Source organism: Variovorax sp. P1_H2 (genome assembly GCF_056405295.1).
The window spans coordinates 1-24116 of the sequence record NZ_JBFUCJ010000005.1; the positions used below are offsets into that span (position 1 = coordinate 1).

27 protein-coding genes are annotated in these 24116 nt (G+C 65.2%); 17 read left to right on the top strand and 10 right to left on the bottom strand.

Going from position 1 to position 24116, the window contains the following annotated elements; translation table 11 throughout:
• Nucleotides 1-147: transposase (locus tag AC1D2E_RS03190; protein WP_478196153.1), on the bottom strand; the 147-nt coding region annotated here is incomplete at its 3' end.
• 146 nt (nucleotides 148-293) lie between these two features.
• On the opposite strand from AC1D2E_RS03190, the gene AC1D2E_RS03195 reads away from it, so the two are divergent.
• The 10 genes from AC1D2E_RS03195 (at nucleotide 294) to AC1D2E_RS03240 (ending at nucleotide 9200) form a co-directional block, all read left to right on the top strand.
• Nucleotides 294-1001 (top strand): hypothetical protein, encoded by a 708-nt coding sequence (locus AC1D2E_RS03195; protein WP_478196056.1) that lies wholly within the window; start codon nucleotides 294-296, stop codon nucleotides 999-1001.
• Between the two features lie 740 nt (nucleotides 1002-1741).
• On the top strand, nucleotides 1742-2071 hold the full coding sequence (locus AC1D2E_RS03200) for a hypothetical protein (RefSeq protein ID WP_478196057.1): 330 nt from the start codon (nucleotides 1742-1744) through the stop codon (nucleotides 2069-2071).
• Nucleotides 2072-3091: 1020 nt separating this feature from the next.
• On the top strand, nucleotides 3092-3697 hold the full coding sequence (locus tag AC1D2E_RS03205; RefSeq protein ID WP_478196058.1) for a hypothetical protein: 606 nt from the start codon (nucleotides 3092-3094) through the stop codon (nucleotides 3695-3697).
• Nucleotides 3698-4036: 339 nt separating this feature from the next.
• Complete coding sequence (locus tag AC1D2E_RS03210; protein ID WP_478196059.1) at nucleotides 4037-4870, top strand: AraC family ligand binding domain-containing protein; 834 nt, start codon at nucleotides 4037-4039, stop codon at nucleotides 4868-4870.
• 81 nt (nucleotides 4871-4951) lie between these two features.
• A complete protein-coding gene (locus AC1D2E_RS03215) occupies nucleotides 4952-5671 on the top strand; it encodes an alanyl-tRNA editing protein (protein WP_478196060.1) in 720 nt (239 codons plus the stop codon).
• Nucleotides 5671-6609, top strand: coding sequence for a DMT family transporter (locus AC1D2E_RS03220; protein WP_478196061.1), 939 nt, complete (start codon nucleotides 5671-5673; stop codon nucleotides 6607-6609). Before AC1D2E_RS03215 ends, AC1D2E_RS03220 begins: the two co-directional genes overlap by 1 nt.
• 185 nt (nucleotides 6610-6794) lie before the next feature.
• Nucleotides 6795-7484, top strand: coding sequence for a M20/M25/M40 family metallo-hydrolase (locus AC1D2E_RS03225; RefSeq protein WP_478196062.1), 690 nt, complete (start codon nucleotides 6795-6797; stop codon nucleotides 7482-7484).
• Between the two features lie 315 nt (nucleotides 7485-7799).
• Complete coding sequence (locus AC1D2E_RS03230) at nucleotides 7800-8171, top strand: DUF2493 domain-containing protein (protein ID WP_478196063.1); 372 nt, start codon at nucleotides 7800-7802, stop codon at nucleotides 8169-8171.
• A 110-nt stretch (nucleotides 8172-8281) separates the two neighbouring features.
• Nucleotides 8282-8794, top strand: coding sequence for a hypothetical protein (locus tag AC1D2E_RS03235; RefSeq protein WP_478196064.1), 513 nt, complete (start codon nucleotides 8282-8284; stop codon nucleotides 8792-8794).
• 34 nt (nucleotides 8795-8828) lie between these two features.
• On the top strand, nucleotides 8829-9200 hold the full coding sequence (locus AC1D2E_RS03240; protein WP_478196065.1) for a hypothetical protein: 372 nt from the start codon (nucleotides 8829-8831) through the stop codon (nucleotides 9198-9200).
• 84 nt (nucleotides 9201-9284) lie between these two features.
• Here the strand turns inward: AC1D2E_RS03240 and AC1D2E_RS03245 are convergent, their stop codons facing one another.
• The gene (locus AC1D2E_RS03245) at nucleotides 9285-10151 is read right to left on the bottom strand and encodes a LysR substrate-binding domain-containing protein (RefSeq protein WP_478196066.1); all 867 of its coding nucleotides are present in this window, start codon (nucleotides 10149-10151) and stop codon (nucleotides 9285-9287) included.
• 170 nt (nucleotides 10152-10321) lie between these two features.
• On the opposite strand from AC1D2E_RS03245, the gene AC1D2E_RS03250 reads away from it, so the two are divergent.
• On the top strand, nucleotides 10322-11212 hold the full coding sequence (locus AC1D2E_RS03250; RefSeq protein WP_478196154.1) for a DMT family transporter: 891 nt from the start codon (nucleotides 10322-10324) through the stop codon (nucleotides 11210-11212).
• 116 nt (nucleotides 11213-11328) lie between these two features.
• Here AC1D2E_RS03250 and AC1D2E_RS03255 read toward each other — a convergent pair whose 3' ends face one another.
• From AC1D2E_RS03255 to AC1D2E_RS03265, 3 genes are all read right to left on the bottom strand, one after another.
• Nucleotides 11329-13536, bottom strand: a complete 2208-nt coding sequence (locus AC1D2E_RS03255) for a phosphocholine-specific phospholipase C (RefSeq protein WP_478196067.1) — start codon at nucleotides 13534-13536, stop codon at nucleotides 11329-11331.
• Nucleotides 13537-13875: 339 nt separating this feature from the next.
• Nucleotides 13876-14670: an SDR family oxidoreductase gene (locus AC1D2E_RS03260; RefSeq protein WP_478196068.1), complete on the bottom strand. Its 795-nt coding sequence runs from the start codon at nucleotides 14668-14670 to the stop codon at nucleotides 13876-13878.
• A 116-nt stretch (nucleotides 14671-14786) separates the two neighbouring features.
• Nucleotides 14787-15026 (bottom strand): hypothetical protein, encoded by a 240-nt coding sequence (locus AC1D2E_RS03265; protein ID WP_478196069.1) that lies wholly within the window; start codon nucleotides 15024-15026, stop codon nucleotides 14787-14789.
• Between the two features lie 213 nt (nucleotides 15027-15239).
• On the opposite strand from AC1D2E_RS03265, the gene AC1D2E_RS03270 reads away from it, so the two are divergent.
• Nucleotides 15240-15503, top strand: a complete 264-nt coding sequence (locus AC1D2E_RS03270; RefSeq protein ID WP_478196070.1) for a hypothetical protein — start codon at nucleotides 15240-15242, stop codon at nucleotides 15501-15503.
• Between the two features lie 38 nt (nucleotides 15504-15541).
• Here AC1D2E_RS03270 and AC1D2E_RS03275 read toward each other — a convergent pair whose 3' ends face one another.
• Nucleotides 15542-15886, bottom strand: coding sequence for a hypothetical protein (locus AC1D2E_RS03275; protein ID WP_478196071.1), 345 nt, complete (start codon nucleotides 15884-15886; stop codon nucleotides 15542-15544).
• A gap of 393 nt (nucleotides 15887-16279) precedes the next feature.
• On the opposite strand from AC1D2E_RS03275, the gene AC1D2E_RS03280 reads away from it, so the two are divergent.
• Complete coding sequence (locus AC1D2E_RS03280; protein ID WP_478196072.1) at nucleotides 16280-16561, top strand: hypothetical protein; 282 nt, start codon at nucleotides 16280-16282, stop codon at nucleotides 16559-16561.
• Between the two features lie 385 nt (nucleotides 16562-16946).
• Nucleotides 16947-17285 carry a hypothetical protein gene (locus AC1D2E_RS03285; protein ID WP_478196073.1) on the top strand — a complete coding sequence of 113 codons (339 nt, stop codon included), beginning with the start codon at nucleotides 16947-16949 and terminating at the stop codon, nucleotides 17283-17285.
• A gap of 7 nt (nucleotides 17286-17292) precedes the next feature.
• Here the strand turns inward: AC1D2E_RS03285 and AC1D2E_RS03290 are convergent, their stop codons facing one another.
• From AC1D2E_RS03290 to AC1D2E_RS03300, 3 genes are all read right to left on the bottom strand, one after another.
• The gene (locus AC1D2E_RS03290) at nucleotides 17293-17505 is read right to left on the bottom strand and encodes a hypothetical protein (protein WP_478196074.1); all 213 of its coding nucleotides are present in this window, start codon (nucleotides 17503-17505) and stop codon (nucleotides 17293-17295) included.
• Between the two features lie 86 nt (nucleotides 17506-17591).
• Nucleotides 17592-17930 carry a hypothetical protein gene (locus AC1D2E_RS03295; RefSeq protein WP_478196075.1) on the bottom strand — a complete coding sequence of 113 codons (339 nt, stop codon included), beginning with the start codon at nucleotides 17928-17930 and terminating at the stop codon, nucleotides 17592-17594.
• Between the two features lie 119 nt (nucleotides 17931-18049).
• The gene (locus AC1D2E_RS03300; protein WP_478196076.1) at nucleotides 18050-18214 is read right to left on the bottom strand and encodes a hypothetical protein; all 165 of its coding nucleotides are present in this window, start codon (nucleotides 18212-18214) and stop codon (nucleotides 18050-18052) included.
• Between the two features lie 232 nt (nucleotides 18215-18446).
• Here AC1D2E_RS03300 and AC1D2E_RS03305 point away from each other — a divergent pair, with 232 nt between their 5' ends.
• The 3 genes from AC1D2E_RS03305 to AC1D2E_RS03315 are packed head-to-tail and all read left to right on the top strand — an operon-like array spanning nucleotide 18447 to nucleotide 23512.
• Nucleotides 18447-20378 carry an adenylate/guanylate cyclase domain-containing protein gene (locus AC1D2E_RS03305; protein WP_478196077.1) on the top strand — a complete coding sequence of 644 codons (1932 nt, stop codon included), beginning with the start codon at nucleotides 18447-18449 and terminating at the stop codon, nucleotides 20376-20378.
• Nucleotides 20379-20412: 34 nt separating this feature from the next.
• Nucleotides 20413-21543 carry a phosphatase PAP2 family protein gene (locus AC1D2E_RS03310; RefSeq protein ID WP_478196078.1) on the top strand — a complete coding sequence of 377 codons (1131 nt, stop codon included), beginning with the start codon at nucleotides 20413-20415 and terminating at the stop codon, nucleotides 21541-21543.
• 34 nt (nucleotides 21544-21577) lie between these two features.
• The gene (locus AC1D2E_RS03315; protein ID WP_478196079.1) at nucleotides 21578-23512 is read left to right on the top strand and encodes a S8/S53 family peptidase; all 1935 of its coding nucleotides are present in this window, start codon (nucleotides 21578-21580) and stop codon (nucleotides 23510-23512) included.
• Between the two features lie 26 nt (nucleotides 23513-23538).
• Here the strand turns inward: AC1D2E_RS03315 and AC1D2E_RS03320 are convergent, their stop codons facing one another.
• Nucleotides 23539-24105 carry a GntR family transcriptional regulator gene (locus tag AC1D2E_RS03320; protein ID WP_478196080.1) on the bottom strand — a complete coding sequence of 189 codons (567 nt, stop codon included), beginning with the start codon at nucleotides 24103-24105 and terminating at the stop codon, nucleotides 23539-23541.
• Between the last annotated feature and the right edge of the window lie 11 nt (nucleotides 24106-24116).

Below are 24116 nucleotides of genomic sequence, written 5' to 3' on the forward strand. Positions count from 1 at the left end.
CACCCAGTTGTCCAGCGTCTGCTTCGGCATGCCCAGCACCTTGGCCGTCACCGACGCCGCTTGGCCGCCTTTGACCAGTCGCACCGCCTCCAGCTTGAATTCGAGCGTGTACCTGCCACGCGGTTGCCCGTCTTTTCTCTTGCTCATTTCTCTTCTCTCCAATCACTGAATTTGACCATCAGCTATGGAGTACGTTTTTCGGGGGCAAGATCACTAAACTGTCTACGGCGTGAACCTGAATCATGCGTTTGGCCAGATCCAGCTTGATGACGCAGGGATCGGGGAGTCTCCACGTGGACGTTTCGGGCGCCGTCCCGCATTACCGCWTCCAGTACTCCCTCCCGCAGTTCCCTATCGAGGAGTTCTTCAAGACCATGGCGCGGCAGAAGGTCGCGGCAGGCCGGATGGACTTCTCCGCGACCCTGTCGATGCAGGGAGCCGGGAAGGAGATGCGRCAGTCCGTGAAGGGGCAGATCTCGCTGCGCGGCAAGAACCTCACGCTCAGCGGCGGCGATCTGGACGCGAAGCTTTCGCGGTTTGAGTCCAGCCAGAACTTCAGCCTCGTGGATGCGGGGGCCTTCTTCTTCGCCGGGCCTCTCGGCCTGGTGGTCACCAAGGGGTATGACTTCGCGAACATCCTTCAGGGAACGGGTGGCAGCAGCGAGATCCGCACGCTCGTGTCCGACTGGAAGGTCGAGCGCGGCGTAGCCCACGCGCAGGATGTGGCGATGGTGACGAAGGAGAACCGCATCGCCTTGCGCGGAGGGCTCGACTTCGTCAACGGCCGGTTCAACAACGTGACCATGGCGCTGATCGACGCGAAGGGCTGCGCCAAGATGCTGCAGCGAATCAACGGCACGTTCCAGAATCCGCTGGTGGAGCAACCGAGTCTGCTCGCGTCYCTCACCGGGCCTGCGCGCAGACTGTTGCAAGAGGGCAGCGAGCTCTTTGGCGGMCGCTGCGAAGTGTTCTACAACGGTTCGGTGGCGGCGCCGARATGATTTCGCGCGAGGGCGCACCGCCCGACGCTCGATGGCGCTACGTGCATCAGCGGACGGCCATAAGCTGCAGCGTAGCGGCAATGGGCGAAGGAGCGCTCGCCGTCCAGCGCAATCGCTCCGATGGCGCCGCGAGGTGGTCCTGAGCACCAGCGCGTCGTCCGTCTCGGCCCGTCGCGTCCGGTCGTTCCACGGAGCCATCCGATGGGAGACCGGGCTGCAGGAGCTTTCTTTTGCAACTCGATTCTCCGCGTTCACGAGAGACAGTAACCGCTGGTTACCAACGGGACAAACAGATGAGCGTCTGTCTTACAAATCCGGCGCAATCACTGTATGACAACGAAATGTGAAACGTTCCCATAGACCCTGGAGAGAGAAATGTTAAGTACGCGCACCGCCGGATCCACGAGCAGGGAAGCGGGCGGAGTGGCGCCGAGTGCGCGAAGCAGGGGAAGCGCGGCGCGTAGCTCGCCTGTGATTGCCGAGATGAGCGCACGCAGGGCCTGGACTGCCGCCGTGAATTTGCGAAAAGCGATTCACCTGCGAATCGTCGCCGCGTATCGCAGCCAACTCGTAGGCTTCGGGTCGGGGCCATCGGACGTGGATCTGCGACTGTTCGCCAGGATTGCCGTCGCGGAGGAGAGACTGCGGCGGGTCCTCGACCGGGCGAAGGTGCATCCATCCTGCAATCGCGAAGCATCGTCCGTCCGACTGGCCACTCATGTGCGCCGAGGAGAGATCCAATGACCGCCGCCGAATCGCTCGCCGAGACAGCGCCTGCGCAGTTCACCGCCTTCGGAAGCTTGATCGATCTGGTCCGGCTGCGGATGGGGGCCAGTTCGGCGGAGGTATGCGATGCCTGCAACACGATCAACATCGGCTCGGCACGCTATTGCAAATGCTGCTCCCACAAGCTCACGGGCTTTTATCGTGCCAAGGAACTGGGGACCGTGGCTGCGTCCCAATGGGACGAGCTCGCCGTGCCGCGCCGAGCGTCCGCCGTGGATTTCGCGGCCTTCTTCCTGGTGATCAATTCGCTCGTCATCATCACCTCGTTGATTCCTTTGAAGTAGTTGCGAGCGTTCCTCGAAAGAGGTGGGGAACAAGCGTGACCAAGTACTGCGACGCATGCCACACGCCCAACCGGGACCGGGCCAGGTACTGCCGCGGTTGTGCTGGCAAGTTCTCGGGAATACGGTTCGATGCGGCGGCGTTTGTTCAGACGATGCCGGACACAGGCAACGCGTACCTGCCCCCGGAGAAGGCGCTGCGCGAATTCCGGCCTGCGCCCGTTGTCGATTCCATCCCCGTTCGTTCCACTCGGCCTCGGCCGCCTCCAGGCATCAATATCTCTCTGGTGCTGCTCTTGGTCGGTCTTCCTCTGGCAGCAACGGCGTTCGTGTACTGGCATTCGGGCCTCGGCCCTTTTCCCATACAGCCGCTGGCAAGTTCGCCGTCGATCCTCTCCCCCTCGTTCCGGGTCGCGCAGGATGCGCCCGTGATCTCGTCGCCGGTCGCGATGACGGCGGAGCGCGACGGCCCGCCCGTGGCCGAGCAACCGTCTGCTGGATTGCCGGAAGCTGCGCTGCCAACGGAGGTGGGAGCGCAGGAAGAGCGTGCCCAGCAAGAGCGCGTCCAGGAAGTGCGTGCCCAGGAAGTGCGTGCCCAGGAGCTGCGTGCCAAGGAAGTGCGGACCCAGGAAGAGGCGCCCAGCTTTGAAGCCTCGCCGGTGCCGAGTGCCCCCGCCCATGAGCGGCGAACGGTCCCGCGTCGGCGGGATCAGGCCGTGTCGCCAACGCCGGAAAAACGAGAAGCGATTTCACTCCCGGCAATCACTGCGCGGATTGAACCCCAGCCTGTCCCGATTTCGCCGCCGGTCGCGCTCGCGACGCCGCAAGGATATGAGGCCTTGCAAACGACTCGCGCAAGAGCGGATCCGAGCAAGGCCAGCGTTCGCACCGCGACGCCAAGCAACCTCTCATGCGATCGCTACAACCCGTTCGGAGAGACGATCTGCTTGGGGACCTCCCCAGCGGGGAAAGTCGCTCAGCAGGCATCGATTGCCAACTCGGCTCTTGGAGTCGGCGCGGCAATTGCGTCCAAGGGGAGTTCCAGATTCGCGGCATCGTTCGGTTCAGGCCACGATCCTGGTGGAGCCGCTGGCTCTGCGGCAGCGGGCGCCGGCGCAGGCGCGGCAGGTGCTGGTAGCGCGGCTGCGGGCAGCAGCGGCGCTGGCGCTGCTGGGTCCGCAGGCGGCGGACCAGGCGCCGGTAGTGGGGCCGGCGCTGGTGGGGGCGGCTCTGGCGGCGGCGGTGGTGGTGGCGCCGGAGGCGGTGGCGCCGGAGGCGGTGGCGCCGGAGGCGGTGGTGCCGGTGCCGGTGCCGGTGCCGGTGGTGGTGGTGGTGGCGCTGGTGGCGCTGGCGCTGGTGGTGGTGGTGCCGGTGGTGGAGGCGCCGGAGGTGGCGGTGGCCCCGGGGGCGGTGGCGGTCCTGGTGGTGGCGGCCCCGGGGGCGGTGGCGGTCCGGGCGGCGGGGGCGGCCCTGGTGGTGGTGGCCCCGGCGGTGGTGGCCCCGGCGGTGGYGGCCCCGGCGGTGGTGGCCCCGGCGGTGGTGGACCCGGCGGTGGTGGACCCGGTGGCGGTGGCCCCGGCGGCGGTGGCCCGGGCGGCGGTGGGGGACCAGGGCGATAGTGACCGTTGACTTGAGCCAGTTCCCTCGGACACGTATTGGGCGGATTCAACCGGTCGTCGCAACACCTATCCAAGGAGTAGCCATGGGAGTTCCGAAGCACGGCTTCCATCGGGCGGCCCAGCGCCGGCCTCATGGGTGAGTTTGAAAGATTCTGGGCTTCAATCGCTCAGGGAGAGTCGACCGATGCTGCTGCGGCGCAGTCCTTGCAGATGCAGGCCGGCAGCCTGGTGCGCGCGGTCAGCGTCTTCACGCTGGCGCCGGCACATGCAGGCCAAGAGGCGGCCTTGACATAGGGAGCGCTACCATCTGTTCGATTGCGAATCGTCTGTCGTCGAAAGGACATTCCCGTTGGCCCGATTGGACCCCCGCAACAAGTCACGCTACTGGCACGCGCCCGGCCTGCCGGGGATGGACCTGTTGCAGGCCGATTTCACGACGCACGACTACGCCCCTCATGTGCACGACTCCCTCGTCGTCGCGGTGACCGAGATGGGGGGCTCGGAGTTCAAGAGCCGCGGCCGCACCGACGTTGCCCATCCGCAGGCGTTGCTCGTCTTCAACCCGTCCGAACCGCATTCAGGCCGCATGGGCGGCAGCGAGCGCTGGCGCTATCGTTCGTTCTACTTGTCCGAGCCGGCCATCAAGGACGTTCTGAGCACCCTCGGAATCGATCAACCGGGGTACTTCACGTCCAATGTCGTGCGCGATCAGGACCTCGTCACGCGGTTTCTGGCGCTTCACCACGTGCTGGACGGAGAACCGCAGGACGCACTGCTCCATCGCGAACTGCTCGTGCGCACCTTCGGGGATTTGCTCCAAAGGCATGGGCAGGCCGTGCGACGCATTCCCAATGCGCCCGAGGACGCCCGCGCACTCGCTCCTGTGCTCGAACTGATGCGCGATGGCTACTCGGACAGTTTGACGCTCGAGCAAATGGGCGCGGCTGCGGGTCTGACACCGTTCCAGTTGATCGTTGCATTCAAACGAACCGTGGGTCTGACGCCGCACGCCTACCTGACGCAGTTGCGTCTCAGGGCCGCTCTGCGTCGGCTGCACGCCGGGCAGTCCGTCGTCGAAGCGGCGCTCGCCTGCGGCTTCTATGACCAGAGCGCGCTGAACAAGCATTTCAAGCGCACGTTCGGCATGACGCCGCTCCAGTATGTCCGCGCGCGAGTGATCTGAGATCTGCTGCGCCGCCGTCAATTCCGACCAATAGCATTTCGAGCCGTCCTGCCATGCTGGTGCCCATCAGCAAGGCTACCCATGACGCGACTCTTCTGCCAAGACAACTCTGAGATCCTGACACTCGATGCGACGGTCGTCAGGACGCGACCCGGCGCCGTTCTTCTTTCCCGGCATCCCCTCTATCCCGGCGGCGGCGGTCAGCTTCCCGACAAGGGCGCCATCCGGTGGCAAGGCGGCGAAGCACCAGTCATCGGGTTCTCCGAGGAAGGCGGCGCCGTCTGGATCGAAGTCGCCGCCGCCATCGAGATCGCGGGCGATGTCCAGGTGGCCGCCGACCCCGTGTTCCGCCAGCTCATGCGGGAGCTCCATACCGACCTGCACATCCTGAATGCGCTGGTTTTCAGGGACTTCGACGGCGCGCTGGTGACCGGGGTCCAGATGAACGAGGACGGGACGGCACGCATCGACTTCGACCTGCCGGATGCCGACAACGATCGCCTGCGGGGCCTGGAACCGGAACTGAACGACGTGGTCGCCCAAGACCTCGCCGTCGAAACGAGCTACGTGTCCATGACCGCCGCACACGCCGAGAAGGGCCTGCTGCGTTCTCGCTCGGTGGCGCCACCGCCGTCCTCGGAAGGTCTCATTCGCATCGTCGAGATCGCCGGCCTCGACCGGCAGGCTTGCGGGGGAACCCATCTCGGCTCGACGGGCGCCTCGCGCCCGATTCGCATTCTCAAGATCGAGAACAAGGGCCGTTCCAATCGCCGGGTCCGCATCGGCTTGCAGGGCCTGTGATGCGCACCGCGCTCCTCGCCCTGTGGGCCCGCCCCGTCTGGTTGTTGTGGCTGCCGCCCGCGTTCTGGGCCGGAAACCTCGTGCTGGGCCGCGCGCTCGGGCCTGTCTTTCCCCCGATCTCTCTAGCGGTCGGTCGTTGGGTCGTAGCGCTCGCAGTGTTGACCCCATTCGTCTGGCGGCAGGTCTGTCGGGAACGCGATCTGCTTGCCCGACACTGGATGCTCATTGCCGCCTGCGGCGCCTTCGGCATCGCCGGCTACAACGCACTCGGCTACTTGGCCTTGCAGACCGTGCCCGCCGCGAGCGTCGCGTTCCTCAATTCGACCTTGCCGCTCATGGTGCCGCTCGCGGCGGTGGTCCTCGGCGTCGAGCGCATCACCTGGAAGGCGCTTTTCGGTGTCGCCATCTCGTTCGTGGGCGTCGCCTGGATCGTGGCGCGCGGTGACATGACCAGCCTCGCCGGGCTGCGCTTCGACGGCGGCGAGTTGCTGGTGCTCGTGGCCGTTGCCAACTACGCCGTGTATTCGGTGCTGCTGCGGCGCAAGCCCGCTGCGATCAGTCCGCTGGTGTTTCTTGCCGCGACCATGGCGGCAGGGCTGGGCGTGCTGATGCCCTTCTGGGCCTTCGAACTCGCACACGGTGCGCGCATCCCGAGCGACCCGGCCTCGGTCGGCGCTGTCCTCTACATCGGCATCTTTGCTTCGCTGTTCGCCTTCATCCTCTGGAGCCGCTGCGTCGCGGCGCTCGGCGCGACGGTGACCGGCGTTTCGTTCCATCTCGTTGCGCTGTTCACCGCACTCCTGGCTTTCCTCGTGCTGGGAGAGGCCGTGCGGACTTTCCATGTCGCGGGCATCGCGCTCATCTTGCTCGGATTTTTCGTCACGACACTCCGACCCACGGGGCGCCCGGCGACGCCGTCCGAGCCTTCACCCTCCTGATCGGTTCGATATCCATGACCGTTTTCTCAGCCGATTCGTTTTCAGGCCACGAGCAGGTCGTGTTCGTCTCCGACGCACCGACCGGATTGCGCGCGATCATCGCGATCCACGATACGACGCCCGGCCCCGCACTCGGCGGATGCCGGCTCGCCACAGGGCGCCAGCGACAAGGCCTTGCGGCCTGAGTGCCTGGCCATGGATACGGTCGAGATCCTTCGGACGCTGGTTGCCTTCGACACGACCTCTCACCGGTCCAACCTGGATTTCATTCGCTGGACGGCCACGTACCTGGGATCACCTTCCGAGGTTGCCCGGCGAATTCCAGCGATCCGAGCTTGGGGACCAGCGCCATCGAGCCGGCAGCGCTGCTGGTCGCAGAGTTGGCAAAGTTCGGGCGCACGCTGTCCATGCGGGGCAATCGCACCACCTTCAATATCGGGCGCATCAGTGGAGGGACTGCCATCAACATCGTGCCCGGATGCTGTGAAGTGCTGTGGGAGTTCCGTCCGCCGGATGCGGACAGCGCGGCGACCGTGAGGGTCGAGGTCGAGCGGCTGCTCGCCGCCATGCCGCCAGGCGTGGATGTGAAGATGACCCAGATCGCCGGGGTGCCCGCGCTGGCGGCGAGAAATGACAGCGCGGCGGTGGTCATTGCCAGAGCGTTCGGTGCGCAGTGGCCGCCGAGTGAAATTCCGTTCGGAACCGAGGCGGGGTTTTTTGAGCAGGCCGGCATTCCTTCGCTGGTTTGCGGGCCTGGTGCCATCGCGCAGGCGCATCAGCCGAATGAGTGGATCGCTGCCGGAGAGCTAAAGGCCGTTGATCGCTTTCTTGCGAGGCTCGGCGCATGGGCGACTGGCGCCGAAGCGCGCGCGTAGCGCCCGTGCCGAGTCATGCTTGCAATCCGAGCAGCCGCCCGCCATCGTATTGCACCGCCAGCGCCGCGCGGCAAAGGGCGTCGAGCTCCACTTTGACGAGTGTCTTGGTTGTTCGCTTCAACGCAGTGCGGCCATCGAGGCTATCATCACAGAAACGCCAGTCAGCGCAAATTCTCCCAACCCCGCTTCGGCGGGGTTTGCTTTTTGGCGATTCCATCACTAAGCAGAAAGCATGCAAAGACCACCACAACGCCATGGACGCGAATGCCTATGTGCGGACCTGGGCGTTCTTCATGGACCGCCTGAACGGACAGCATGAGGGTACTTGTCTTTGGTGGACGCCACTACGACGACTGGGCGTTCATCGTGAATGTCCTCGATCGCGTTCATGCGCGCCAACCCATCACGCTCCTGATCGAAGGGGGTGCGACGGGTGTAGACCACCTCGCGCGCCGCTGGGCCATGGCACGAGGCATCGAGGTCGTCACGTACCGCGCAGACTGGGATCGCTATCAGCACCGTGCTGTGCCCATCAGAAACGCTCAAATGCTGCGCGAGGGTCGTCCGGAGCTCGTGGTCGCGTTCAAGGGTGGGCGCGAGACCGCGCACATGGTCACGATTGCCGCGGCAGCGCTCGTGCCGGTGTTGAAGACCTGGCGGTTCGCGGGTCGGGCAGGGCCTGCTTGAACCACGTTCCCTCATCGCTCGCCAGGGACTCTTCTGCGGGCCAATCGCTGACCTTCACCGAGCTCCGCGTCACAGGGCCCGGGTCTGCTCCGTACAAACTCGGGGAACTCATGTATTTCTACGATGGCGAGACACATGTCGGGACCATCGAGGCAGTGACCGTAGCACCGGGTGGGCACGAGGTTCACCTCGACCGCTTCGTGCCCTCAGCCATCCCGATGCGGCATCGCTGGGCGTCGAGGAAGCTTGTGCTCGTCGAGGCAGTCGCATTCTTGGCCGAGCATTTCGCGGCAGTCACAACGATCAGGGTCTCTATGAATTCGCCCGTTGAAAGGCACGACGACTTCCTCAAGGTCGCGAGGGACCGTGCCCAGCTCCTGCATCGAATCGGCGCCCAACAGATCAACATCATCCCCAACTTGAGCCCCTCGAATCGGGGCAATTTCACGGTGAGCGGGGTCTGGAAGCGCAACCCGCAAAACCTCAAGGCCCTCGATGCCGCTCTACGCCACGAGCGCGAAGCACGCCGATCTCGGAGGGCGGCTGCGGCCACTGTCAGAGGCCGCCTGGCAAGACTCGGTGAACGGATTCGACGCCTGCTGGATCGCTGCACGTCACAATAGGCGCTCGACAGACTCCCGATGGAATCCGAAGCCCATGATCGATGCTGCACGGTTGCGCGAGTTGAGTTCGCAACAGATCAAGTCCCAGGCCCTGCGATGCATCTGCAAGGCTCTGCAGGCGGCATCCTGGGAAAGCGTCACCGACGAACGCTGGCCTGCCGGGATGCAGCACGTCGGGACCTTGCGGCCCCCGGACATCGACGTGCCGACGTTCGAAGAATTTCATCCGGATGGCACGCGGTACGGGTCGGCCGACGCGCCGATCGCCGTCTCGTGGTTCCCCTTCAACCGGAGCGACGTGTACGCGTGCGGCGCCTGCCGCAGCGTGTTCCTGCGGTACACGGAGTACGGTGGCTACTACGTCGATCGCCGTGTCAGGTTGGTCGACCCCGCTTTGGTCGTTTAGGTTGAGTCGTCGACACGGCTGCGCGTATGCCGAGCCAGATGTAGCAGCATGCGCCGCTCTCCGCGGCCATGACTTCGGCCTGCTTCAGGCAACGGGCCGCGTGTGGCGAAGCGTCTGCAGCAGCATGCGCTGGAGACTATCGACGGCCTTTGAGCCGCGCGAGGCCGCACTGCGATAGAGGGCCACCTGCATCGGTTCAAGCGGCCCCAGTCCGTGCTCGATCCCCAGCACCTGCAGCTGTGCAGGAGCGCTGCACTGCGTCAGTGCCGCGACGGCCAGTCCGCTTTCGACGGCTGCGATCTGCCCGGCCAGGCTGGAGCTGTTGTAGACGACTTTGTAGGGACGCCCCTGCAGCGCCAATGAATTGATGGCGCTTCGGCGGCCCAGGCTCCCCTCTTCGTAGACGGCGATGGGTAGCGGGTTGCGGGTCCAGATGTCGAACTGCGCGGCGCCGACCCAGACCATGGGTTCGTGGAAAAGCAAGGTGCCGCGCCGGTTGTGGTCCCGCGAGACCAGGGCCAGGTCAAGTTCCCCCCGGGCCACACGCGGGATGAGCAAGGTCGACTGTTCGCAGTCCAACTGGATCTCGACGCCTCCATGGCGGGGCGCAAATCGCTTGAGGACGGGCGTCAGGTACTTGCTCGCGAAGTCATCGGGAACCCCGAGCCTCACCAGGCCCGAGATGGCCTCGCCGTGAAGCGCTGCCTGCACCTCGGCCTGCAGATCGAGCATGCGTCGGGCGTAACCTAGCAGCGTCTGCCCCTCGTGTGTCAGCTGGAGCTGTCGGGCGCTGCGGACCATGAGCTGACAGCCCACGGCCGACTCCAGCTTCTTGAGCTGCATGCTCACCGCCGACTGCGACCGGTGGACCTCCGGTGCGGCGCTCGAGAGCGAGCCGGCGTCGACGGCGGCGACGAAGCTCTTCAGCCAATCGATCTGGAGGTCCCTCATGTATTCGATAAACGGATTGTTGGACCTAAAATTATGCGCTTTCCGCTTTGATGATCGCGCGGCACAGTGCAGCCATCATGAGTTCCCTCGATTCCTTGTCACCTCGCCTTCCTGCCCCTGGCTCGAACGGGCAACAGCTTGTCGCGCCTGGCCGCCTCGACGCCCGCGCCATGGGTGTCATGACGCTGCTGTGCCTGATCTGGAGCCTGCAGCAGATCTCGCTGAAGGCCGTCGCCGACCAGGTCAGTCCGATGCTGATGGTGGCGCTGCGGTCCGCCGCCGCGCTGGTACTGCTGGCGGTGCTCATGCGCCGCCGCAGTGAAAGGCCGGACGCGAGGCACTGGAAGCCGGGACTGGTGGTCGGCGCGCTCTTCGGGCTGGAGTACCTGCTTGTGGCCGAGGCGCTGCGCCTGAACGGCGCGTCGCATGTCGTCGTGTTCCTCTACACGGCGCCCGTCTTCGCCGCTCTGGGATTGCATCTGCGACTGCCGGCGGAGCGCCTCGGTGCGCAGCAGGTGGCAGGCATCGCGCTGGCATTCGGGGGCATCGCGCTCGCCTTCCTTGGCGCAGACGCCACTTCTTCCACCAGCAGAGACAGTCGCGCGCTGTTGGGAGACGGGTTGGCACTGTTGGCAGGCGCGGCCTGGGGCGCTACCACCGTGGCGATCCGCTGCTCCAGCCTGGCGTCTGCGCCTGCTACCGAGACGCTCCTGTACCAACTGATGGGCGCCTTCGTCTTGCTGCTGCCAGCCTCCTGGCTGACGGGTCAGATGCGATTCGAGCCCTCGGCGGTCGTCTGGATGCACCTGGGCTTCCAGAGTCTGATCGTTTCTTTCGCGAGCTTTCTGGCCTGGTGCTGGCTGCTTCGCCGTTACCTGGCCTCCCGGCTCGGCGTGTTCTCGTTTCTCACGCCACTCTTCGGGGTTGTTCTGGGTGTCGGGTTACTCGGAGAATCTCTTGAGACCCCATTTGTCCTGGGCAGCGTACTGGTGCTGGCTGGCATCGGGCTGGTGAGCGGCCGATGGGTGTTGCTGCAGCGCTGGGTGGTGCTGCGCAGGTGACCGTCGAAGCGCTCCAGCACGTGGCGCAGGTACGGCGCCGGGTCGATGGCGTTGAGCTCCATCACCCAGGCGCTGTCGCCGTTGCTCTCGCCTGCGCCGCCCCAAGGCGCTGCCTCTCAGCTGCCCGGCATCCCCATCGCCGGATCGCTGACCGAGTGCCGGCCGGTCTCCACCCGGCCCGCAAAGCGCCTGGACCAGGCGGCGTCAGCGTCACATACCACCTCGAAGTCGTACCACTGGCCGCTGGCGTCCAGCTCCCAGTGCCTGCCTGCATCCTCGCCGCCCTTGACCCGCACGCGCCATGAACTGTCGCCGCGATCCTTGAAGTAGGCCTTGGCCGTCACCGTGAACCAGCAGGCTCGCTCGCCGTCGTTGCGCACCTTCAGGTGGATGTCGCCACGGCGCACGTCATAGCCGACGCGAATTTCAGGTTCGGGCGCGTCGCGAGACTTCAACGTGTTCAGGTCGCCCTTGAAGTGGCGATGAAATCCATTGGGGCCGAGCACCCACAGGTCGTACTTGCCGGCGTTGTCGGTCGCCACCCAGTCGTCGTCGAGCCGATCGTTGCGCTCAACCATGTAGCGGCGCGGCAGCCTCTCGAGGTTGAGCTTGTCGTAGACGTGGAACACCGCGCCGGCGTCGCCGGTGTTGGCGAAGATCAGTTTGACGCGGCCGCGCAGGCCGTCGCAACGGGCGCTCACGTGCAGTTCGTAGGGCAAGGCGCGAGACGGCCGCGTGCCGGTGGCCTGCACGGGCAGCAACGGGCTGGCTGGCGGCACGATCTGCGCCAGTTGATCCTGCTGCGCACGCAATGCGTCGGCCTGGGCCCGGCTCTTGCGGCCGGCGAGCGTGGGCAGCCGCTCGTCGTTGGGCCGCTCGAAGTTGAAGGCGCTGGTCAGGTCCCCGCACACGGCGCGGCGGAAGGGACTGATGTTGGGCTCCTTCACGCCGAAACGCTTTTCAAGGAAGCGGATCACCGATGTGTGGTCGAAGGCCTGAGAGTTGACCCAGCCTCCGCGGCTCCATGGCGAGACCACGTACATCGGCACGCGGATCCCGGGTCCAAAGACGCGGCCATCGGGCGCTGGCTGGCTGGTGGTGCCGGGCGGGGCCGGATAGTTGAAGCGCTCGAACGCCACCGCGGCTTCGCGCAGCGTGGTCTTGCCCGCCGCCGAGCCGTCGGGATTGATCGATGGCGCCGCAGGTGACGGGCAGTGGTCGAAGTAGCCGTCGTTCTCGTCGAAGTTGATGAACAGCACCGTCTTGCTCCACACCTCGGGCACCGCGGTCAGCGCATCCAGCGTTTCCTGGATGAACCAGGCGCCCTGCACCGGGCTCGACGGTCCCGGGTGTTCGGAATACGTGGCCGGGGCCACCACCCAGGACACCTGCGGCAACTTGCCGGACTTGATGTCCGAGCGAAAGCGCTCGAAATAGCTGTCGGCGTTGCCGAGTTCGCCCGGCATCGTGTTGGCAATCCCCTTGTACAGCGGGTTGCCCGCATCGTCGCTCGCCGGGTCGTAGGCGGGCGACAGGGCCTCGTTGCTCACCGGCTTGCCCGAAGCCTCGTTGGCCTGGCGGTATTGCTTGAAGCCGGCGAGCGGGTTGTCGCCGAAGTTGTCGGGCATGTTCTGGTAGACGATCCAGCTCACCTTGGCCTCCTGCAGGCGCTCGGGATAGGTCTTCCATTGGTAGCCGAGCGTGGAGGCGTCGATCGAATCCCATTCGTTGTTGACCGAAGCGACACCGGCGCCGGTCGGCCCGTTGGTGCCGGTCCACAGGAACATGCGGTTCGAGTTGGTGCCGGTGTGCATCGCGCAGTGGTAGCCGTCGCACAGCGTGAAGGCATTGGCCAGCGCGAACTGGAAGGGCAGCTCGGCCTCCTTGAAGTAGCTCATCGCGTTGGCGCCCTTGTAGCGGGGCCACTGGTAGGTCCGCCCGCCATCCCAGGCGTTCTCGCCGTCGACCCAGCTGTGCGGCGTGCCGCTCACGCGCTGCGCGTTGCCCTTGCTGCCGTCCAGGTGGTAGGGCAGCACCGGCTGCCCGTTGGCGTCGTTCTGCTGCCAGACGCTGCGCCCCTCCGGCAACGGAATCGTGAAGCGGTCGCCAAAGCCCCTCACGCCGCGCAGCGTGCCGAAGTACTGGTCGAAGGAACGGTTCTCCTGCATCAGGATCACCACGTGTTCGACGTCCTTGATGGTGCCGGTGGCGTTGTGCGCAGGGATGGCCAGCGCGCGGCGGATGCTTGGCGGGAAGGCAGCGAGCGTGGCGGCCGCCACGGTGCCGGTGGCTGTGCCTTGCAGGAACTTGCGTCGTGAGGTCATGCGTCTTCTTCTCGTTGAGTTGTCTGGGTCAGGGCGCGTACCGGATGCCCGACTGGCCACCGGCATCCGCCGTGCCGCCGCAGGCCGACACGGTCAGGATCAGGAGCAGCGCTGTGCCGATCCGCCAGAACTTCGCATCTGCCTGCATGGGTCACCCTCGTTTGCTGATGGATGCATTAGATGCAAGGCGCATGACAACGCCGTGACCCGTCGTTGCGCCGGCGCCTCGGCCGTGCCTTCGCGGCATAGGGCACGTGCGCGCATTCATGAAGCGCCCGCGGGTCATGACCTCGTCCGACTCGTCGCCCGGTCCGCGAGCCGTTCGCGAGTTCAGTGCGCTCAGTACGCGCGCGTGAATCCGCCGTCGTGCAGCAAGTTCGCGCCGGTCATGTGATCCGACAATGCGCCGAGCAGCTGCTCGACGACCACGGCAACTTCTTCCGGCCTGCCGTACTTGGCCAGCGGAATGTTCGAGGTCTCGTCGGCCAGGCGCTGAGCGAAGCTGACGCCCGCCCGGTCGGCGCGCCGTTGCAGCGAGGCCGAGTAGTCAGGCGTCAGCGTGCCGCCGAGCGACAAGGTGTTGATGTGGATGCCACGCTCGCCCAGCGCCAACGCGAGCGTCTTTGCCTCGGCCAGCCAGGCGCAGCGCAGCACGTTGCTCGTCGCGTAGTGGCCGAGCGCCTGCACCGACGTGACGGCCGAGATGATCACTACCTTGACGCGCTGGCCCTGAGCCGGGTCGGGTTGCATCGCGGGGATCACCGCCTTCAGAAGCCCCAAAGGGCCGATGAAGCTGCGCTGGAACAGCGTGCGCCAAGTGTCGTTGGGCGGCAGGCAATCGTTCGTCGGAGGCATCTGCGGCGGCATCATCACAATGCCGTCGAGCACGGTGCCTTGGTCGACGAGCCGTTGACCGAAGGCGGCGACGGCGACGTCGTCACCCATGTCGACCGGGATGGCCTGGTAGCGGCCGGGACGAACCGACTGCAGCTCGTCGCAAAGCGCAAGCAGCCTGCCTTCATCGCGAGCGGCAAGCACCAGCGCACGCCCCGATTGCGCCAGCCGGGCGCAGACGGCGCGTCCGATACCACCGCTCGCGCCGGTAACGAGAACGGAACGGCTGTCATCGCTCATGAACGCTCCTTGGCACGGGGGGCGACCGGTGGGCCGCAAGCTGCGCATTGTGCGCTCGTGGACCGCGCCTGGCGCCGCTTGACTCGCAACCGTTGTCGCGGCCCGCCGTGGCCCGGTCACTGGGGGGTGTTTCGCCGCGCCTCTGCGCGTGCCTGAGCCGCATTGGGCTTGGTCGACACGACCTTGCTGTTCACGCGCGACCCGCTGACCACGTTCTGATCAGGCGCCGCGGCAGCCTCCTCCGCCTGCACCTCGGCGCGGCTTCTTCCGGCCGGCGCCTGTGCATGCGCCGCGCTTGCAAGCATCCACGCGATGGCCGTGGTCGTGATGATCCTGACGATGGGTGCGCTGTTCATGTGATGTCCTTCGGGGTGTCTGTGCGGCTCGATGTGCCAGCTTCGATCCAAGGCTATTGGCTGCGCATTGCGGGGCGATGACGCCAGGAATGTCCCCTATCAGCGAGCCTCGCCGATTGCCGGCACCGATCGCTTATCCTGCCGTCACCCGCGGCAAGAGGCGGGCGACCGGCATCCGTCCGCAAGGCCCGTTTGGCTGGGGATCAACACAGCATGGATACCAACTCGCAAGTCGAACGGTTCGACCACGACGAATGGCAGGTTCGAATTTTCATGGCATGGGACGTTGTTCTGCACTGCCTGGCGGGGCGTGCTGAACTTGTGTACCAGAAGTCTCTGAGGTGTCGAATCGCCTTGCCCATGGGACTTCAGGAGCAGGAAGAAGCTGGCGCGCTGCTGCGGATTCGGGCTCAGGAATTCATCGCGGATTGGCACCGGCGCGACCACGACGCGGACTCCGAATTCAGCGAGTTGTAGCGGGCCTTCCGACCGAAGGCGATACGCCCATCCGATGCTCAACCCGGGCTGTTGGCGACACGCAGCCAGATTGGAAATTGGCGATCAAAGTCTTGTGGCGTGATCTCCGCAAGGTGCTCGCATGCGGTATTGGGAAGCGCCACACTCATTTCCTCGTGCCAAAGCACGATGCCAAGAAATCGAAGGACCAGGACGCGTTCCTCGCGCGGAACCGGAAACTCCGACACATGATGCGGCAACCGCAGCATCGAAACGCGTCTCCGCACCTCGATGACGATCCACCCCGAGCGCCTCACCCTGATGCACACGGCCCTGCCCAACCAGATCTGGAGGCGCAGCTCCCACGCGACAAGGAGCAGGAGGATCAGCGATGCGGCCAACATGCAAAATCCGACGTAAGTAGTTATTCCGTAAGGAAATATCGTCCGACAAGCTCGAACGCAAGATTAGGCTTCGCCGCAACGCGGCGCAATACACCTAACGCCGTATCGCGTCAACTTGCTCACGAATCCGACACTTTGTGGCCCACAAGCAACTCTGCGCCCGGTGCACTTCAGGGCGCACGGCCCATCGCAATGCGCAATAGGTCGGCGTGCAAGGTGCAAAGACCACCGCGAAGCCGCTTTCCGCGATCTGACGGGCGATATCTGCCGCATCGGCGCCCTGGTATGGCGATGCGACCCTGACCACGACCAGCGCCGGGTGGCCGTGGAACCTTCACAACTCGGCGGTGGATAGCGCCACAATCGCCACCTCTCCAACGCCGAGGGACAACCATGAATGCGATCAAGCGCGCTCGTCGTTTCATCGAACAGAATCCGAACGAACGGTCCGCCGTGGTGCTTTCACAGCTGGTGCTGGCGCTCGAATCTGAGCGCAGCGTCGAGCTTGCATCCCTGTATGAACTCGACCTCGAAATGTTCGACCTCGCCATCGACATCTTGAAGGAGTGGCGACTTGATCGCTACTACGCCGGCAAGGCCAAGCTGTTCGATCTCTCGCTGCAGATGTCTCACCTCGACGGGACCGACCTGCCGCTCATAAGGCAACCGGGCTGATCGCCGCATCGTGGCTGGCCGATCCGTATCGAACACTTTGTGGCTGCTGAAACGAACCGATTCCATGAAGGCTTGATGGCTACTGCCACACGCCTGGCGTCCAGGCGTAGAGTTCATGGCTTGGACTTCCTGTGCGCCTCTCACGTAGGCAAACGCGGCCTCTCGTAGGCAAATGCAGCATGAAAGGAAGTCCAGGCCCGGTGGCTCGATGCCGCCGGGCCTCATCTTGCGCCCCAGACATCGATGCCTGGGCGGTCGCGGAAAAGGCCGGCCGGATTCGGTGGCCAGCTGCGTCCTGTGGGCGGCGCGCGACAAACACGGAACCTCAGGTCTTGCGTGTGAAATTGCACGGGCGCCTACGGCTCAGGCACCGCACAATTTATCCATGCGCACCCCTCGCCTGCAGCTCTTGTGTCGTCATGCCTGGTGGCTGCCAGGCGCCTGCTCCGCGATCGCGATCACCCTGGCGATGGCTGCGCTGCGGCCCACCGAACAGAGCATCTTGCTATCGGTCGCGATTCTCTGCGCGCTGCCCTGGTCGCTCGCCCTCCTGCTCCTCGACTTCGGTCAGGGGTTCGCGGATCGCGCGGCGGTCATCGTCACGCTCGGCCTGTTCGCCAATGCCGCGCTGATCTGGTGGTGGACCGCCCTCCTCCGCGCCCGCTTCCGTCGACGCCAGAACGCAGATCCTCACGGCAGCGCGCAGCGCGACTCGATGAACTGATCCGCAGCTACGCGTCGATGGGAACACCCCCACCGAAATGYGCAACCCATTGGTCCCACAGCTCTTGATTCATGACAAGTGGGTTGCGCCAGGCACTCAGCATCTCGAGTTGGAGCTTCTGCGCCTGCATCAAACTTTCGACCCAGGCCGCCTGCCACTCGAAGAGCGGCTGGAAGTTGCCATAAGGGTTGGGGAATGGGGCTGTCGTCGTGAGGGTCATGGCGGTCTCCGTCGTGTTGTCCCAGAAGCGTAGGTCACGCCAGCATGCAGTTCAAGCGTGGGCGGACCGCGACCGCGAGCGCCAGTTCAAGGGGGCGGAAAAAGCCAACTGAAGGGCTGCATCATTGCCCGCAGCTGCCCAACGAACTGTGCGTGGGCCTGCATTGCAATGCGCTCGAATGCGCTACCGTCGAGCTCACCGTCGAACTTTTCCGAGACGAGCTTCCCGTCGGTCATCCGCGTTGTCCGGGAACTGATGCGGGTGCGCCCTGCAAAGCTCGAAACTTCGGTGATCGAGTAGGCGAAGCTTGCAAAGGGCGTGGCGCCGTAGGGCTCGACGACTTCCCACTTGCCGGTCCGGCCTTCGCCCACGGCAGAATCTTCCTTGATTGCGATGGATCGTTTGCTCTTGAGAGGGTTCCTCATTGAATGCCCAGCGATGCTACCGAAAGCACGCGGCTTTCGCACGGTTCGCCACGAGGCCTCGCGGCGATTCGGCAGAGGCTCCGCCTCAGGGTATTTTTTTGAGCGGCAGCGGGCCCATCTCAGGCCTCTTGACCGCCGCGGATCGCCGCCGAGGATCGGCGAATCTGCGTGGCCATCAGGCGCTGCATGCGAGTGGGTGGCTCGCGGTGCACCAGGAGGTCGATGACCCAGCCGGCCGCCACCAGGACGGCCAGTGCGCCAAGGGTGAAGATCGCTGAGTCCATGGTCCGCTCCTGAGTCGACGATCCGACACTTTGCTCCGGCGGGCGCAGTGTGTGAACCGTCCAGATGGACTGCGTTGTATTCGCGCAGTTTGTGACGTGGTTCCTTGTTTTTTGCCAAGAGGGCCAGCGGCTCCCTGCCCGCCTTCGCGCGCGACGAACTCCTCCGGGCCCCGGTCTTGAATTTCATTATTTAACATAATGCATGTTCGAATGGCGGCGGAACTGTGCATCCATGGCCTTTGACGAATGGCACGGGCTCGGATGTAATCAAAACGTTCCAAAGAAGTGGCGTGTCTTGCGAGCAAGGCGATCGCGGGCATCCTTGCTGCATTGCTCGCCGAACGAGGGGATGACTTTGTCTCCAGGCGCTTCCAACATCCCAACTGCCGGGTCGGTCGGGTTTCACTTCCAGCGCCACGAGAAGGTCGTCCTGGTGGTCGACCTCGTCGAATCGGTGACCCTGATGCAAACGGACGAGCTGGGCATCATTCAACGATGGGATGCCTTCCTGAGGCATGTGACGCAATCGGTCCTGCCTGCCAACGAGGGACACTTGGTGAAAAGTCTGGGTGACGGCCTCATGGTGGAGTTCGACAGCGCCCCTCGCGCCGCCGCTTCTGCCATGGCCATGCACCGCTGGCTGGATGCGCAGCACCGCGATACGGATCGTGGCCGCATGCAGCTGCGGATCGGACTCCACGCCACCTACGTGTACGAGGGCGAGCACGACATCTATGGCACCGGGGTCAATCTGGCGGCCCGCATCGCCTCGCTCGCACAGCCCGGCCAGACGGTCGCCACCGCGTCGGCCCGCGATGGTCTCGTCGACGGCCTGGACGGCGACATAGAGGACCTTGGCAACTGGTATCTCAAGCACGTGAACGAGCCTTTGCACGTCTATGGCATTCGGGCGGCGGGCCAAGTCGCGCCGGCATGGACGCCCCGCACGAATGCACCCTCGCTGCGCCCGACCATCGCGGTGCTGCCGTTCGTGTCGCGCACGGTTCAGGCCGAGCAGTATTCGCTCGGAGATCTGATCGCCGAGGGCGTGATCGGACAACTCAGCCGCTCGCAGGAGCTCAAGGTCATCTCGCACCTCTCGACATCGGCGTTCCGCGGCCGGGCCGGCAGTCTGGACGACGCGAAGGCCTACCTGGGCGCGCAGTTCGTGCTGTCGGGCAGCTATGTCATCACTGGAAAGACGGTGCTCGTGATGGCGGAGTTCACCCATGTCGAGCGCAACGAATTCGCGTGGGCCGAGCGCGTGACGGGCGACGTCGAGGACCTCGTGCAGATGCACAGCGAGATTTGCGCCACGATCGCCAACGGCTGTCATCGCGCGCTGCTCGACAGCGAGGCGCATGAGGCGCTCGTGCGGCCGCTGCCGAGCCTTCAGAGCTACACCATGCTTCTCGGCAGCATCGGGCTCATGCATCGAAGCGCGTCGTCGCAGTTCCTTCGCACCCGCGAGGTGCTGGACGCGTTGATCGAGCGGCACGGCCAGTGTGCACTGCCGCGCGTGTGGCTTGCCAAGTGGTATGTGCTGTGCTCGACGCGAGGCCTGACCGACGACGCGAAGTCGCAGGCGAATTTCGCCTTGCAGGAAACGCGGCGCGCACTGGATTTGGAGCCCGGCAATCCGCTGGCGTGGGCCGTGCAGGGCTTCGTGTATTGCCATCTGATGAAGGACGTGGAGCGGGCATTGCAGAGCTGCAGCCAGGCACTCGAATGGAATTCGAACGAATCGCTGGCCTGGCTCTTCAAGGCCATGGTGCATGCGTTCGACGGCAACGGAGCCGAGGCGCTACCTGCGGGACTGAGGGCGCTCGAGCTATCGCCGCTCGACCCGTTGAAGTACTACTACAACTCGTTGATGGCCTCGATCGCCATTTCGGCCGAGCGCTACGACCTCGCGATCAGCCATGCCGAGCAGTCCCTGCGGGTGAACGCGTCGCACTTGTCCAGCTACCGTTCGTTGATCATCGCGCAGTCCCTGGCAGGCCTGCCGGATGCCGCGCGCCGAACTCTCGCGCAGCTGATGCTGCGGGATCCACAGTTCAGCGTGTCGCGATTCGCGCAGGGCTATCCCTCGCGCGAGCGCGTACCAGCCTACCTGGAGAAGCTGAAGGACGCGCTTCGCGTAGCGGGCGCGAAGGAAAGCTAGAACGTCAAGAGCTGACATCACTGAGGAGAAGACCATGTCGCAACTCGGAGGTTATGGGGGCTACGGGGGCTACGGGGGCTACGGGGGCTACGGGGGCTACGGCGGGTATGGAGGCTACGGTGGCTATGGCGGCGCGTCCRCCGCAGCCGGCGCGCCGACGCTCGCCGATGCGTTCGCCAATCCGCTGGTCTGCACGGCGCTGATCGCGAGCCGCGACGGGACCGGCACCGGTTCGGTCGTGACGAGAAGACCCCCCGTGGAGCCCGGCACCTACGGCGTGGACAACTTTGAGCGCTGGGAACCCTGGGTGCRCTCCCATCTTCTGCAGTGGGAGCTCTGCCGAAACCTGAACGTCGTGACGCCGAGCACCGATGTGGTCGAGCTCAAGGTCGGGACCACGTCGATCGCCAGCCTGAAGCTGCCTCCGCGGCGATTCTTCCGGCGGCAGATCGGCATGGTGCTGGGCTATGCGGACCTCCGGATGGAGCGATCGCCCGAGATCCTCGCGCAGATCGACAACCAGTTCGCCTTCGTTGCCGCCGTCACCGGCCTGCACCCGGACCGCCACCGGAACACGGTCGAACTGCTCGTCAATGCCATCCAGTTCACCGTGCTGATCGAAATGCAGTTCAAGCACGCGCTCGCAGGCTGGCGGCCGGTCCAATACTCCGAGCAGGTCCAGCCGATGATCACCACGCCGGGCCATGGCAGCTTTCCGAGCGGTCACTCCACCCAGGCGTTCGTGCTCGCGCGCATGCTCGACGGCATCCTGCCGAAGACGGCAGCCTACGGCGCCATGCGCACGCAGCTGTACCTGCAGGCGGCGCGCATCGCGACCAACAGGGTGGTGGCGGGCGTGCACTTTCCGGCTGACAGCGTGGCCGGGCGCCTGCTGGGCCACAGCATTGCGGAGTATCTGCTCTCGCGCCTCGACGGGACCACGCAGGTCTGCCTGCGCACCTTCACCGGCGTCACCATGGGCGCAACGCCGATCGACGGGAGGAAGTTCGACCTCGACATGGATGATCCCATCGGCCCGAATGCGGTTGCGGACGGCTATGTCGTCGGGGCAGCGCAGACCATCCCGGCCTCCAGCACGCCGGTGTTGACGAAGCTCTACGCCATGGGCGCCGACGAGCGCAAGGCGCTGCGCCTGAAGTTCTGAGCCGTTCAGCCAACAGAGACACCGGGGGCGAACCATGCGCATCACTGAACTGCCGCTGAAGACGAAGTCGCGAGCCGATGTCTATCTGCAGTGGGCCCTGCACACCGACCTCCGATACCTCAACTGCGACGACAAACGGACGATGGTGTTGCTGGCGCGATTCGACAAGCCGTTGAATTTCGGCGTCAAGACGCTTCGGAGGCTTCGCGGCGCATCGATCAGTCCCACCTACCAGGGCTTTCGCCACGCGACCGTGACCGTGTCGGGCGAACGCGGGGCCTTGCAGGCCCAGCTGTCGGCGTTGCAGAAGTGGCTCGGCGCGGACTGCTTCGAGCTTGGAACGCCGCAGGGCATGCCGCTGGACGACCGGTTGGACATCCAGCTGGACGGTTCGGGCCCCGACATCGTGGTCGGCGTTGTCGACGATGGCTGTCCGTTCGCGCACAAGAACCTGCGGCATTCGGATGCCGCACCCGATGCGCTGGCCGTACGGTTCATCTGGGACCAGGGCGGCGAGGAGAGCGCGCCGCCGCAGCCCGCGCCGTTCGACTACGGCCGATTCTTCCTGCTCGACGAGTTGAAGGCGATCGTCGCCGGCGCCACGGTCGGCGGCACGGTCAACGAGGACACGGCCTACCGGAAGAGCGGACTGCCAAGTCTGCGCTCGGTGACGAGCCACGGCGCGCAGGTGATGAGCCTCGCTGCGGGATGGAAGAGTCGCATGGTGCCGCGGCCGCGGGACTTCGCAGCGACGCCGCTCCCGGCGTCCAGCGTGCCGCCTGGACGCAAGGACATGGCCTTTGTGCAGCTGCCGACGTCGGCACTCGACGATCCCTCGGGAATGTGGCTCGACTCCTACGCGCTGGACGGCATCCAGGCCATTCGCTCCTATGCACGCGACGTCTACAAGAATGGGAAGGCGAGCAAGGTGGTCATCAACCTCAGTTATGGCCCCCAGACCGGCCCGCACGACGGCAGCTCGATCCTCGAGACAGCCATGAAGGAGATGATCGAGAAAGCGCCGACGCAAGGCTACGAGCTTCAGATCGTCCTGCCGAGCGGCAACAACCATCTGGGGCGAACGCATGCGGAGTTCGATCTGGCCAGTGGAGGCGGTCGGATCGATTGGTGCGTGGCCGCCGATTCGCAGGTGCCTTCCTACCTCGAGATCTGGCTGCCCGTCGGTGCGAATTTCGGCGATCTGCACGCGTCCCTGGAGTCGCCAACAGGCGAAGTGGTTCAGGTGAAGTACAAGACGATCACCGAGACGGACGACCAGACGGCCGGGACTGTCGCATTGCCGACCTGCCAGTTCACGGACCGGAAGGTCATCCTGATGGTGATCATGCCGACGGCCAGGGTCCCTGGCGCAGCACCGGACGGCTTTGCGCTGGCGCCCATCGGTCGATGGAAGGTCCGCCTGAAGGCGACACCCGGCATGGTCATCGGCACGGCCCACGCGTATCTGGCGCGCAGCGATCCCAACCTCGGCCGCGCGCGGCGTGGCCGCAGCGGCTACCTCGACAGCAAGGGCTACGATCCCAAGCGCTACCGCCGGGCATCGGATCAACTCATCGACGACCAGCCGGTCCCTTCCGCGGCCGTCGTCGCGCGCGGCAGCATGAGCGGCATCGCGACCGGGGCGGTGACCTACGTCGCAGCAGGCTACTGCGCCACCACCTCCATGCCGGCCCCGTACAGCAGCGGTGGACCGGCGAGAGGACAGATTGCGCAAAGGCGCGAGGGGCCGAGCTGGGCCTATCCGTCCGACCAGAGCGTCGTGCTTCAAGGCGTGCTGGCCAGTGGGAATCGAAGCGGCGCCGTGACACGGCTCGTGGGAACCAGTTTCGCGGCCCCGATGCTGACGAGAGACCTGTGGATGAATCCGCTTGTGCCGCCTTCGGCCATTCCGGCGCCCGCCCTCCCCCCCTGGAAGATCCATCGCTTCGGCAACGGCCTGCGTGAATAGGCTTCACGCGCGCCTTCGAACAGACCCTAAACCGAACCTGGCAGCTGCCCCACTCGCAGCATGCCTGCAAGCACCCGGTGCTTGGATTGTTCGATGTGCGCCATCATGTGCGCCAGCGCGCCATCGCTGTCCTTGGCGGCGAGCGCGTTCAGGAACTCGAGGTGCTCGCGCATGGCGGGCACGACCTGCACCGGACGCATGGAGTCGGCGTCATACCGGATCAGGCGTACGTGCAAGCTGTTGACGCGATAGATCTCCGACAGGATCTCGTTTCCGATCGAGTCGACCATCGCGTCGTGCAGGCCCCAATCCACGGCCTGGGCGTCCTTTTCGAGTTGCGCGTCGGGATGGGGCTTGAGCGCGCGGTCCAGGATCGCCTGGTGGTCTTCGATGAGCTTCGCGATGGTTTCTTCGCTGGCGACTCGCGCGAAATGGACCACGGCTTCGCGCTCCACCATCGCCCGCACCTGCCAGGCGTTGCGGATCAGCTTCATGTCGACGCTGGCGATCTGCAGGCCCCGTTTCGGCACGGTCTTGATGAGGCCCGCCGCCTCCAGGCGCGGCACCAGCTCGCGCACCGCAGCGAGCGGCATCTCCAGCAACT

Excerpts from the sequence above, each read along its gene's own strand:
- AC1D2E_RS03235 (WP_478196064.1), top strand. The coding sequence starts at position 8,282 with ATGTATTTCTACGATGGCGAGACACATGTCGGGACCATCGAGGCAGTG.
- AC1D2E_RS03260 (WP_478196068.1), bottom strand. The coding sequence starts at position 14,670 with ATGAGCGATGACAGCCGTTCCGTTCTCGTTACCGGCGCGAGCGGTGGT.
- AC1D2E_RS03230 (WP_478196063.1), top strand. The coding sequence starts at position 7,800 with ATGAGGGTACTTGTCTTTGGTGGACGCCACTACGACGACTGGGCGTTC.
- AC1D2E_RS03295 (WP_478196075.1), bottom strand. The coding sequence starts at position 17,930 with ATGAGGAACCCTCTCAAGAGCAAACGATCCATCGCAATCAAGGAAGAT.
- AC1D2E_RS03240 (WP_478196065.1), top strand. The coding sequence starts at position 8,829 with ATGATCGATGCTGCACGGTTGCGCGAGTTGAGTTCGCAACAGATCAAG.
- AC1D2E_RS03275 (WP_478196071.1), bottom strand. The coding sequence starts at position 15,886 with ATGTTGGCCGCATCGCTGATCCTCCTGCTCCTTGTCGCGTGGGAGCTG.
- AC1D2E_RS03215 (WP_478196060.1), top strand. The coding sequence starts at position 4,952 with ATGACGCGACTCTTCTGCCAAGACAACTCTGAGATCCTGACACTCGAT.
- AC1D2E_RS03250 (WP_478196154.1), top strand. The coding sequence starts at position 10,322 with ATGGGTGTCATGACGCTGCTGTGCCTGATCTGGAGCCTGCAGCAGATC.
- AC1D2E_RS03320 (WP_478196080.1), bottom strand. The coding sequence starts at position 24,105 with ATGCCGCTCGCTGCGGTGCGCGAGCTGGTGCCGCGCCTGGAGGCGGCG.
- AC1D2E_RS03200 (WP_478196057.1), top strand. The coding sequence starts at position 1,742 with ATGACCGCCGCCGAATCGCTCGCCGAGACAGCGCCTGCGCAGTTCACC.
- AC1D2E_RS03300 (WP_478196076.1), bottom strand. The coding sequence starts at position 18,214 with ATGGACTCAGCGATCTTCACCCTTGGCGCACTGGCCGTCCTGGTGGCG.
- AC1D2E_RS03315 (WP_478196079.1), top strand. The coding sequence starts at position 21,578 with ATGCGCATCACTGAACTGCCGCTGAAGACGAAGTCGCGAGCCGATGTC.
- AC1D2E_RS03245 (WP_478196066.1), bottom strand. The coding sequence starts at position 10,151 with ATGAGGGACCTCCAGATCGATTGGCTGAAGAGCTTCGTCGCCGCCGTC.
- AC1D2E_RS03305 (WP_478196077.1), top strand. The coding sequence starts at position 18,447 with ATGGCCTTTGACGAATGGCACGGGCTCGGATGTAATCAAAACGTTCCA.
- AC1D2E_RS03270 (WP_478196070.1), top strand. The coding sequence starts at position 15,240 with ATGGATACCAACTCGCAAGTCGAACGGTTCGACCACGACGAATGGCAG.
- AC1D2E_RS03285 (WP_478196073.1), top strand. The coding sequence starts at position 16,947 with ATGCGCACCCCTCGCCTGCAGCTCTTGTGTCGTCATGCCTGGTGGCTG.
- AC1D2E_RS03280 (WP_478196072.1), top strand. The coding sequence starts at position 16,280 with ATGAATGCGATCAAGCGCGCTCGTCGTTTCATCGAACAGAATCCGAAC.
- AC1D2E_RS03255 (WP_478196067.1), bottom strand. The coding sequence starts at position 13,536 with ATGACCTCACGACGCAAGTTCCTGCAAGGCACAGCCACCGGCACCGTG.
- AC1D2E_RS03220 (WP_478196061.1), top strand. The coding sequence starts at position 5,671 with ATGCGCACCGCGCTCCTCGCCCTGTGGGCCCGCCCCGTCTGGTTGTTG.
- AC1D2E_RS03265 (WP_478196069.1), bottom strand. The coding sequence starts at position 15,026 with ATGAACAGCGCACCCATCGTCAGGATCATCACGACCACGGCCATCGCG.